A 10020-nucleotide genomic window follows, 5' to 3' on the forward strand; every position below is an offset into this window, starting at 1 on the left:
GTGGTCGGGCCTGGCGGGAGCCGCGAGGAACGAGCGGCGGATGGTAGACGCGGCACCACCACCCACCCCGCCCACCCCACCCAGCCACACGCCGTCGAAAACAAGAACCACGGCTCTACTTCGCCCAACCAGGGCTCTACCTCGCGCTACCACGGCTCTACCTCGCCGAACCACGGCTCTACCTCGCGCGACTCGGCGCTCGCCTGGCCGCGTTAGGGTCGGCGGGTGCGCATCGAGCTGACCGTGACCGAGGCCGTCGAGATCGCGCGCGCGACGGGCGGGCTGCCGCCGTACGTGCGCTCGGTGTCGAGCGAGGGCGACGACGTGCGGGTCGTCGTCGACCTGCGCGAGGTGCCCGACCCACCGTCGGCGCTGCGGCTCGCGGCCCGGCTGGTCCCCGTGGTCCGGGCGACGCTGCACGTGGAGTCGGTCGTGGCCGGCACCGCCGTGCTCGCGGTCGAGGCCAACGCCGCCGGCCTGCCCGCGCACAAGCTGCTCGGCTTCGTCGAGGCCCCGCTCCAGGGCGCGCTGCGTGCGCACGGGCTGCCGCCCGAGGCGGTGCGCGTGCTGCCCGACGCGCGGGTGGCGGTCGACGTGCAGGCGCTGCTCGGCGGCGTGCTCGAGCACACCTTCCCGGGGTTCCAGCTCACCGAGCTGGCGTTCGCGGAGGGAACGCTGCGGCTGGACGGTCGGCTCTGAGGGTGTCGCGGCAGCGGTCGGACGGCCGGGCCGTCGCACCGGTCCTCGTCCTGCTCGGCCCTGCGGCCACCGGCAAGTCCACGGTCGGCGAGCTCGTGGCGGGGCTGCTCGGGGTCGCGTTCGTCGACCTCGACGCCGTCGCCGACCGCTACTACCCGGAGGTCGGGTGGAGCGTCGACCGGCTCGTCGAGCGCATCGCGGTGGTCGGCCGGGTCGCGGCGGAGCGGGAGTGGGAGCCCGCGCGGGCGCACGCCGTCGAGCGTGCGGTCGCCGAGCACCCCGGCGTCGTGCTCGCGCTCGGTGCGGGGCACGCGTCGTACACGGACCCGGCGTGCCGGGACCGCGTCCGTGCGGCGCTCGCGCCCGTGCCGCACGTCGTCCTCGTCCTGCCCGACACCGACCGCGGGCACGCCCTGACGGTGCTCCGGGCGCGGTCGGTCGCGTCGAAGGGCACGGACTGGGTCCGCGACGGCCACGACTTCCTCGCCGAGTGGTTCGACGACCCGGGGACGCGGAGCCTCGCGCACCGCACGTTCGTCACGGGCACCGAGGATCCCGCCGCGAGCGCCCGCCGGCTGGGCGCCACGCTCGGCTGAGGCGCCGCGCCCGCCGGCCCGCGTGGACGGGTGCTCAGTCCTCCCGGTGGTGCAGCATGCGCGCGACCTCGGCGATGGAGCCGCTGAGCGACGGGTAGACCGTGAAGGCCGACGCGACGTCGTCGACCGTGAGCCGGTGCGAGACCGCGAGCGTGATGGGGAACACGAGCTCGCTCGCGCGCGGAGCGACGACGACGCCGCCGAGGACGACTCCCGCCTCGGGGTGCGCGAAGAGCTTGACGAAGCCGTCGCGCATGCCGAGCATCTTGGCGCGCGGGTTGCGCGCGAGCGGCAGGACCGTCGTGACGTACTTGCTGCTCTGCGCCTTGAGCTGCTCCTCGCTGTACCCGACGGTCGCGATCTCGGGCGCGGTGAAGATGTTCGCCGCGACGGTGCGCAGCTTGATCGGCACGACGGCGTCGCCGAGCGCGTGCGACATGGCGACGCGGCCCTGCATCGCCGCGACGGACGCGAGGGGAAGCACGCCGGTGCAGTCGCCCGCCGCGTAGATCCCGCGCACCGACGTGCGCGACACCTTGTCGACCTCGACGTGCCCGCTCGGGGTGAGCCGTACCCCGGCCTCCTCGAGGCCGAGGCCGCTCGTCGAGGGGACGGCGCCGACGGCGATGAGGACGTGCGAGCCCTCGACGACGCGACCGTCGGCGAGAGTCACGCGCACGCCGTCCTCGGTCCGCTCGGCCGACTCGGCGCGCGACCGCGACATGACGGTCATGCCGCGCGAGCGGAACACGCCCTCGAGCAGCTCGGCCGCGTCGGCGTCCTCGCCCGGGAGCACGCGGTCGCGGCTCGACACGAGCACGACGTCCGAGCCCAGCGCGTTGTAGGCGCCCGCGAACTCGGCGCCGGTGACGCCGGACCCGACGACGATGAGCCGCTCCGGCAGCTCGGACAGGTTGTAGAGCTGGGTCCAGGTGAGGATGCGCTCGCCGTCGGGCTGCGCCGTCGGCAGGACGCGCGGCGTCGCACCGACCGCGAGGAGGATCACGTCGGCGTCGAGCTCGAGGGGGCCGTCGGCGCCGTCGGGCGCGTCGACGACGACGCGCTCGGGGCCGTCGAGGCGACCCTCGCCGATGACGACGCGCACGCCCTCGCGCTCCAGCCGCGCGTGGATGTCCGCGGACTGCGCCGCCGCGAGCGCCATGACGCGCGTGTTCACGGCCTCGAGGTCGACGATGTGCCGGCGCATGGCGGGGTGCTGGGCCTTGGCGGTGTCGACGGGCAGGCGGATCCCGAGCTCGGCGGCGCGCTCCGCGATGGTCATCCAGTCGGCGGTCGCGATGAGGGTTTTGGAGGGGACGACGTCCGTGAGCACGGCCGCGCCGCCCAGGCCCTGGCGTTCGACGACGGTCACGTCGGCGCCGAGCCGGCGGGCGACGAGAGCGGCCTCGTAGCCGCCGGGCCCGCCTCCGAGGACGACGATGCGGGTGGCCTGATGGTCGATGCTCGCGTGCGTCACGCCGGACATTCTGTCAGGCCGTCGCGTCCCGCGGTGTCAGCATGCGAGACGACGGCGCCGGTCAGGGCCGTGCGGCGGCGTCGCCGCTCGTCGGGTCGGGCGCCCGGGGACGGACTAGCCTTGCGTCCATGACGACGACGCCTGCGAGCACACCCCCGCTCGACGACCCCGCCACCGACCCGTTCCTCGTGGCGCGGGCCGCCGCCGACCACATCGCCGAGGCCACGGGGGTCGAGGGCCACGACATGGCGCTCGTGCTGGGCTCGGGGTGGGGCGGGGCCGCGGAGCTCCTGGGCGACGTCGTCGCGGAGGTCCCCACGCACGAGATCCCGGGCTTCTCCGCCCCTGCCGTCGCGGGCCACCTCTCGGTGACGCGGTCGATCCGGGTCGAGCGTGCGGACGGCTCCGTCCGGCACGCGCTCGTGCTCGGCTCGCGCACGCACCTGTACGAGGGCAAGGGCGTGCGCGCCGTCGTGCACGGCGTGCGCACGGCCGCCGCGACGGGCGCGGAGACGCTCATCCTCACGAACGGGTGCGGCGGACTGAACCAGGACTGGGGAGCGGGCACGCCGGTGCTGCTCTCCGACCACATCAACCTCACGGCCCGCAGCCCGCTGGAGGGCCCGACGTTCGTGGACCTCACCGACGTCTACTCGCCGCGCCTGCGCGAGCTCGCGCACCGCGTCGACCCGACCCTCCCGGAGGGCGTGTACGCGCAGTTCCCCGGGCCCCACTACGAGACTCCCGCCGAGGTGCGGATGGCGGGGATCCTCGGCGCCGACCTGGTCGGCATGTCCACGACGCTCGAGGCCATCGCCGCCCGCCACTGCGGCCTGGAGGTGCTCGGCGTCTCGCTCGTGACGAACCTCGCCGCCGGGATCAGCCCGACGCCGCTCTCCCACGCCGAGGTCATCGAGGCCGGCCAGGCCGCGGGGCCCCGGATCAGCGCACTCCTGGCCGACATCGCGAAGCTGGTGTGACATGACGGACCGCACCGCCGGGTACCGGACCGACCCTGCCGACGACCCGACGTTCGACCCGGGGACCGACCGCGGCGCGTTCCTCGAGCGCGTCGCCGCGTGGATCGACGACGACGTCGACGCAGGCGACCAGGACGAGCTCCGGCACCTCCTCGACCTGGCCGACTCGCCCGATCCGCGCCAGCACGACGTGCGCGTCGCGGCCCTCACCGAGCTGCAGGACCGGTTCTCCGGCCCGCTGGAGTTCGGGACCGCCGGGCTGCGCGGGCGCATGGCCGCCGGCCCGCACCGCATGAACCGCGCCGTCGTGATCCGCGCGGCGGCGGGGCTCGGGGCCTACCTGCTCGACGCGCTCGGCCCCGCGGGCGCTGATGGCGCGGCCCGCCCGCGCGTCGTCGTCGGGTTCGACGCCCGGCACCGCTCGCGCACGTTCGCCGTCGACAGCGCGGCCGTGCTCACCGCGGCGGGCCTGGACGTCCTCGTCCTGCCCTCGGCGCTCCCGACGCCGGTCCTCGCGTTCGCCGTGCGCCACCTCGGCGCGGACGCGGGCGTCATGGTCACCGCGAGCCACAACCCGCCGGCCGACAACGGGTACAAGGTCTACCTCGGCGGACGGGTCGTCACGGACTCGGGCCAGGGCGCCCAGATCGTCCCTCCCTACGACGCGCGCATCGCCACCGCGATCGCGGCCGTCGGCCCGGCACGGTCGGTCCCGCGCGCGAGCGGGGGCTGGACCGTCCTGGACCAGGAGGCCGTCGGCGCGTACGTCCGCGCGGTCCTCGCGCTGTCGGACGGCGCCCCTCGCCGGCTCAAGGTCGTCACCACCGCGCTGCACGGCGTGGGCGGCGAGACGGTCGCGCACGTGCTGCGCGACGCGGGCTTCACGACCGTGGTCCCGGTCGAGGAGCAGCTCGACCCGAACCCGGACTTCCCCTCCGTCGCGTTCCCCAACCCCGAGGAGCCGGGCGCGATGGACCTCGCGCTCGCCGTCGCGCAGGACTCCGCGGCCGACGTCGTGCTCGCCAACGACCCCGACGCCGACCGCTGCGCGGTCGCGGTGTTCGACCCGCGCGTCGGGACGTACCAGGGCGCGGAGACCGCCCGCTCCAACGGGTGGCGCACGCTGCACGGCGACGAGGTCGGCGCGCTGCTCGGCGACGACGTCGCGCGGCGCGTCGCGGCGTCCGGCGCCGCCGGCGGGGTGCTCGCGTGCTCGGTCGTGTCCTCGCGGCTGCTCGGGAAGATCGCCGCCGCGCACGGCCTCGGCTTCGCGACGACGCTCACGGGCTTCAAGTGGATCTCGCGCGTCGACGGGCTCGTCTTCGGGTACGAGGAGGCGCTCGGCTACTGCGTCGACCCCGCGCACGTCCGGGACAAGGACGGGATCAGCGCCGCGCTGCTCGTCGCGCAGCTCGCCAACCGCCTCAAGGCGGAGGGCCGCTCGCTCGTCGACGCGCTCGACGACCTGGCGCGCCGGCACGGCCTCCACGTGAGCGACCAGCTCTCCGCGCGGTTCACCGACCTCGACCGCATCGGCGAGACGATGACGCACCTGCGCGCCGCTCCCCCGCGCACGCTCGCGGGTGCGGGCGTCTCGGACGTCGCCGACCTGTCCGCCGGCCTCGACGGCCTGCCGCCCACCGACGGCGTGCGGATCCTCACCGCCGACGGCACGCGCGTCATCGTCCGCCCGAGCGGCACCGAGCCCAAGGTGAAGTGCTACCTCGAGGTCGTGCTGCCCGTCGCCCCCGACGCGTCGCATGCCGACCTCACGGCGGCTCGCGCCGCCGCGCGCGACCGCCTCGACCGCGTCAAGGCCGACATGCAGAAGGCGCTGGGCATCTAGAGAGGTCCTGCCCACGAGCGTTCGCCCGCTGCAGCGTGCGACCGGCCTCGATGGCGGGGCAGAGCCTCGCCGTCGAGGCGATGTCAGTGCCGCACGACAGAATCCTCTGCGAGTTCACGATGCCGTCGTAGGGGGACGAGATGATGACATGCCGATCGTGCGGACAGGCGCAGGACGAGCAGGCGCGGTTCTGCAACAGCTGCGGTACCCCGCTCGTCACAGGGCCGGCCGGGACGGCGAACAGCGTCCACGAGGCCCGGGTCACCGGTTCGATCTATCAGGCGGGCGGCGACATCACCGTTGCCCCGTCAGTTCCTGACGAGCCGTCGGCGAGGTACACCGTCAAGTGGCACTGGGCGAGCCCGCTCACCCAGTCGGTTCTGGGCTGGGCCAGCCTCGCGCTCGGGATCGTCTCGCTCGCCGGCGGGGCATCGGTGTTCGCGCCGCTGATCCGGTCGCTGAACGCTGGTCGCCTGGCTCCCTCGACCGAACCGTGGGCACTAGCAGTGTTCGTCGTGTGCACCGCCGGTGCGATCGTCGCCCTCGCGCTACGACGGGTCGCGAAACACGAGACTCAGCACGTCGGGCCATCGTTCCTTCCCGCTCTGACGGGATGGAACCATCGGCTCGGGCTCGCGCGGTTCACCGGGGAGTGCCCGACCTGCCGAGGCGGCCTTCGCTTCTACAACAAGCCCCTGCAGTGGCTCGTTCACGCTGACGGGTCCCGAGGCAAGGTGATCGAGCGCGCGATGGTCGCGGAGTGCGAGCGCAGCGACAAGCACTGGTGGTTCCTCGACAGCGCCGAACCCGTCGCCTGACTCCGGGGCCGGCACCGGAGCCTCCGCCCGGTCGGCTCACCGAGGCGTACCGGCGGGTAACCTGGGGCGATGAGCACAACGACACCGACGTCGGTCGCGCAGACCGGCCGGGCGGGTACCGGAGCGGCCCCGGCGACCCCGGGCTCGGCCGACCGGTCCGCTGCCGAGATCGCCGATCTCGCGCGCTCCGTGACGGGTTCCGCCCTCCTCGACGACACCGCCTGGCGCCGCTACCTGCACGGGCTGCCGGGCGTCGACAAGGTCGGCGCCGACGGCCGCGCGGCCGCCCTGGGCACCCGGTCGATCAAGACGACGTCCAAGGCCTGGGCGCTCGACACGATCATCCGCATGGTCGACCTCACGACGCTCGAGGGCGCGGACACGCCCGGCAAGGTACGGGCGCTCGCCGCGAAGGCCGTGCGCCCCGAGCCCGCCGACCCGACGTGCCCGTCGGCGGCCGCCGTGTGCGTGTACAACGACCTCGTCCCCGTCGCCGTGGAGGCCCTCGCCGGGACCGGCGTCAAGGTCGCCGCCGTCTCGACCGCGTTCCCGTCGGGCCGCGCGAGCCGCGCGGTGCGCCTCGCGGACACGCGCGACGCCGTCGAGGCCGGCGCGGACGAGATCGACATGGTCATCGACCGCGGCGCCTTCCTCTCGGGACGCTACGCCCAGGTCTACGAGGACATCGTCGCCGTGCGCGAGGAGTGCCGGGCGAACGGCCACCACGCGCACCTCAAGGTCATCCTCGAGACGGGCGAGCTCGCCACGTACGACAACGTGCGCCGCGCGTCGTGGCTCGCGATGCTCGCGGGCGCCGACTTCATCAAGACGAGCACCGGCAAGGTCTCCCCCGCCGCGACGCTGCCGGTGACGATCGTCATGCTCGAGGCCGTGCGCGACTTCCGTGCCCTCACCGGCGTCCCGATCGGGGTCAAGCCCGCGGGCGGCATCCGCACGTCGAAGGACGCCATCAAGTACCTCGTCGCGGTCAACGAGACCGCGGGCGGCGACTGGCTCGACCCCGACTGGTTCCGGTTCGGGGCGTCGTCGCTGCTCAACGACGTGCTCATGCAGCGCAACAAGCTCGCCACCGGCACCTACTGGGGCCCCGACTACGTGACCGTCGACTGAGCCGGACTGAAGGACACCATGACCACCACAGCTAGCACGGCCGGCTCGCCGTTCGAGTACGCGCCGGCCCCCGAGTCGCGCACCGTCGTCGACATCGCGTCGTCGTACGGCCTCTTCATCGACGGCGAGTTCACGCCGGCGTCGGACTCCGGCTCGTTCAAGACCGTCAACCCCGCCACGGAGGAGGTCCTCGCCGAGGTCGCGGAGGCGACCGAGGAGGACGTCGACCGCGCCGTCCGCGCCGCGCGCCGCGCGCAGGAGAAGGTGTGGGGCCCCATGCCGGGCCGCGAGCGCGCGAAGTACCTGTTCCGCATCGCGCGCCTGCTCGCCGAGCGCTCGCGCGAGTTCGCGGTGCTCGAGACGCTCGACAACGGCAAGCCGATCCGCGAGTCGCGCGACGTCGACGTCCCGACGGCGTCGGCGCACTTCTTCTACTACGCGGGCTGGGCCGACAAGCTCGAGCACGCGGGTTATGGCCCCGACCCGCGCCCGCACGGCGTCGCCGCGCAGGTGATCCCGTGGAACTTCCCGCTGCTCATGCTCGCGTGGAAGATCGCCCCCGCGCTCGCGACGGGGAACACGGTGGTCCTCAAGCCCGCGGAGACCACGCCGCTCACCGCGCTCCTGTTCGCGGACCTGCTCCGCCAGGCCGAGCTGCCGGCCGGCGTCGTCAACATCGTGACCGGCGCGCGTGCCACGGGCTCGGCCCTGGTCAACCACCCGGACGTCGACAAGATCGCGTTCACCGGCTCGACCCCGGTCGGCAAGCGCATCGCGCAGGAGATCGCGGGCACGCGCAAGCACGCGACGCTCGAGCTCGGCGGCAAGGCCGCGAACATCGTGTTCGACGACGCGCCGATCGACCAGGCGATCGAGGGCATCGTCAACGGCATCTTCTTCAACCAGGGCCAGGTGTGCTGCGCCGGGTCGCGCCTGCTCGTGCAGGAGTCGATCGCCGAGGAGCTCGTGGACCGGCTCAAGGCCCGCCTCGGCACGCTGCGCGTCGGCGACCCGATGGACAAGAACACCGACGTCGGTGCGATCAACTCGCCCCAGCAGCTCGCGCGCATCACCGAGCTCACCGACGCCGGCACCGCGGAGGGCGCCACGCGCTGGAGCCCGGACTGCGAGCTGCCGTCGTCGGGGTACTGGTTCGCGCCGACCCTGTTCACGGGCGTCTCCGCCGCGCACCGCATCGCGCGCGAGGAGATCTTCGGCCCGGTGCTGAGCGTCCTGACCTTCCGCACCCCCGCCGAGGCCGTGGCCAAGGCGAACAACACCCCGTACGGCCTGTCCGCGGGGATCTGGACCGAGAAGGGGTCGCGCATCCTCTGGATGGCCGACCAGCTCCGTGCGGGCGTCGTGTGGTCCAACACGTTCAACCGGTTCGACCCGACCAGCCCGTTCGGCGGCTACAAGGAGTCGGGCTACGGACGCGAGGGTGGCCGGCACGGCCTGGCGCCCTACCTGATCGAGGGGAGCACCTACTGATGGCCCGCACGAGCAAGGCGCCCACCGCGACCCGCACGGCGCCCGAGCGCCTGGGCGTGCGCAAGACGTACAAGCTCTACGTCGGCGGAAAGTTCCCACGCAGCGAGTCGGGCCGCACGTACGAGGTGACGGACACCAAGGGCCGGTTCCTCGCGAACGTCGCGCAGGGCTCGCGCAAGGACGCGCGCGAGGCCGTCGTGGCCGCACGCGCCGCGCAGGCGAAGTGGGCCGGGGCGACGGCCTACAACCGCGGTCAGGTGCTCTACCGCGTCGCGGAGATGCTGGAGGGGCGCCGCGAGCAGTTCGACGCGGAGGTCGTCGCGGGCGAGGGCCTCACCGCGCGCCAGGCCGAGGTCGCCGTCTCCGAGGCGATCGACCGCTGGGTCTGGTACGCGGGCTGGACGGACAAGGTCGCGCAGGTCGCCGGCTCCGCCAACCCGGTCGCCGGGCCGTACTTCAACCTGTCGTCGCCCGAGCCGACGGGCGTCGTCGTCGTCCTCGCGCCGCAGCGCTCGTCGCTGCTCGGCCTCGTCTCGACGATCGTGCCGCCGCTCGTCACGGGCAACGCCGTGATCGTCGTCGCGAGCGAGCAGCGCCCGATCCCGGCGGTCACGCTGTCCGAGGTCCTCGCGACGTCGGACGTCCCGGGCGGCGTCGTGAACGTCCTCACGGGCTTCACCCAGGAGCTCGCTCCCCCGCTCGCGTCGCACCTCGACGTCAACGCGATCGACCTCGCGGGCGCCGTGGGTGCCGAGGGCGTCGCGTGGGGCGAGCTCGAGGCCGCCGCCGCGGACTCGGTCAAGCGCGTCCTGCGCCCCGCCGTCGGCCGCCGCGGCGACGACGCCGAGCCCGACTGGACCGAGGCGCCGCGCCCCCAGCGCATCCTCGCGTTCACCGAGACCAAGACGGTCTGGCACCCGAAGGGCGTCTGACCCCCGGCCGAGCACGACGGTGGGGGGGGGGGGGGGGGGGGGGGGGGGGG

Annotated in this window: 10 protein-coding genes; 9 read left to right on the top strand and 1 reads right to left on the bottom strand. The window is 74.1% G+C overall.

Going from position 1 to position 10020, the window contains the following annotated elements:
- The 3 genes from ACTJIY_RS16615 to ACTJIY_RS16625 all read left to right on the top strand — a co-directional run.
- A partial coding sequence (locus ACTJIY_RS16615; protein WP_440697246.1) for a hypothetical protein occupies positions 1 to 216 on the top strand: 216 nt, incomplete at its 5' end.
- 9 nt (positions 217 to 225) lie between these two features.
- Positions 226 to 699 (top strand): hypothetical protein, encoded by a 474-nt coding sequence (locus ACTJIY_RS16620; protein WP_253051106.1) that lies wholly within the window; start codon positions 226 to 228, stop codon positions 697 to 699.
- A 2-nt stretch (positions 700 to 701) separates the two neighbouring features.
- A complete protein-coding gene (locus ACTJIY_RS16625; RefSeq protein ID WP_439159241.1) occupies positions 702 to 1295 on the top strand; it encodes a shikimate kinase in 594 nt (197 codons plus the stop codon).
- Positions 1296 to 1329: 34 nt separating this feature from the next.
- Here ACTJIY_RS16625 and ACTJIY_RS16630 read toward each other — a convergent pair whose 3' ends face one another.
- Positions 1330 to 2781, bottom strand: coding sequence for an NAD(P)H-quinone dehydrogenase (locus ACTJIY_RS16630; protein ID WP_374614496.1), 1452 nt, complete (start codon positions 2779 to 2781; stop codon positions 1330 to 1332).
- Positions 2782 to 2900: 119 nt separating this feature from the next.
- On the opposite strand from ACTJIY_RS16630, the gene ACTJIY_RS16635 reads away from it, so the two are divergent.
- The 6 genes from ACTJIY_RS16635 (at position 2901) to ACTJIY_RS16660 (ending at position 9970) form a co-directional block, all read left to right on the top strand.
- On the top strand, positions 2901 to 3752 hold the full coding sequence (locus ACTJIY_RS16635) for a purine-nucleoside phosphorylase (RefSeq protein WP_253051103.1): 852 nt from the start codon (positions 2901 to 2903) through the stop codon (positions 3750 to 3752).
- Position 3753: 1 nt separating this feature from the next.
- Entirely contained in the window at positions 3754 to 5598 is a 1845-nt protein-coding gene (locus ACTJIY_RS16640; RefSeq protein WP_440674804.1) for a phospho-sugar mutase, read from the top strand.
- Positions 5599 to 5738: 140 nt separating this feature from the next.
- Positions 5739 to 6416, top strand: coding sequence for a hypothetical protein (locus ACTJIY_RS16645; RefSeq protein ID WP_440674803.1), 678 nt, complete (start codon positions 5739 to 5741; stop codon positions 6414 to 6416).
- Positions 6417 to 6485: 69 nt separating this feature from the next.
- A complete protein-coding gene (gene deoC / locus ACTJIY_RS16650) occupies positions 6486 to 7547 on the top strand; it encodes a deoxyribose-phosphate aldolase (RefSeq protein ID WP_253051100.1) in 1062 nt (353 codons plus the stop codon).
- Between the two features lie 18 nt (positions 7548 to 7565).
- Positions 7566 to 9038, top strand: coding sequence for an aldehyde dehydrogenase family protein (locus ACTJIY_RS16655; protein WP_440674801.1), 1473 nt, complete (start codon positions 7566 to 7568; stop codon positions 9036 to 9038).
- Complete coding sequence (locus tag ACTJIY_RS16660) at positions 9038 to 9970, top strand: aldehyde dehydrogenase family protein (RefSeq protein ID WP_440674800.1); 933 nt, start codon at positions 9038 to 9040, stop codon at positions 9968 to 9970. The genes ACTJIY_RS16655 and ACTJIY_RS16660 overlap by 1 nt, the downstream gene beginning before the upstream one ends.
- Positions 9971 to 10020: the final 50 nt, after the last annotated feature.

The organism is Cellulosimicrobium sp. 22598 (assembly GCF_052044445.1).
In the GTDB taxonomy this organism is placed as follows: Bacteria; Actinomycetota; Actinomycetes; order Actinomycetales; family Cellulomonadaceae; genus Cellulosimicrobium; species Cellulosimicrobium cellulans_G.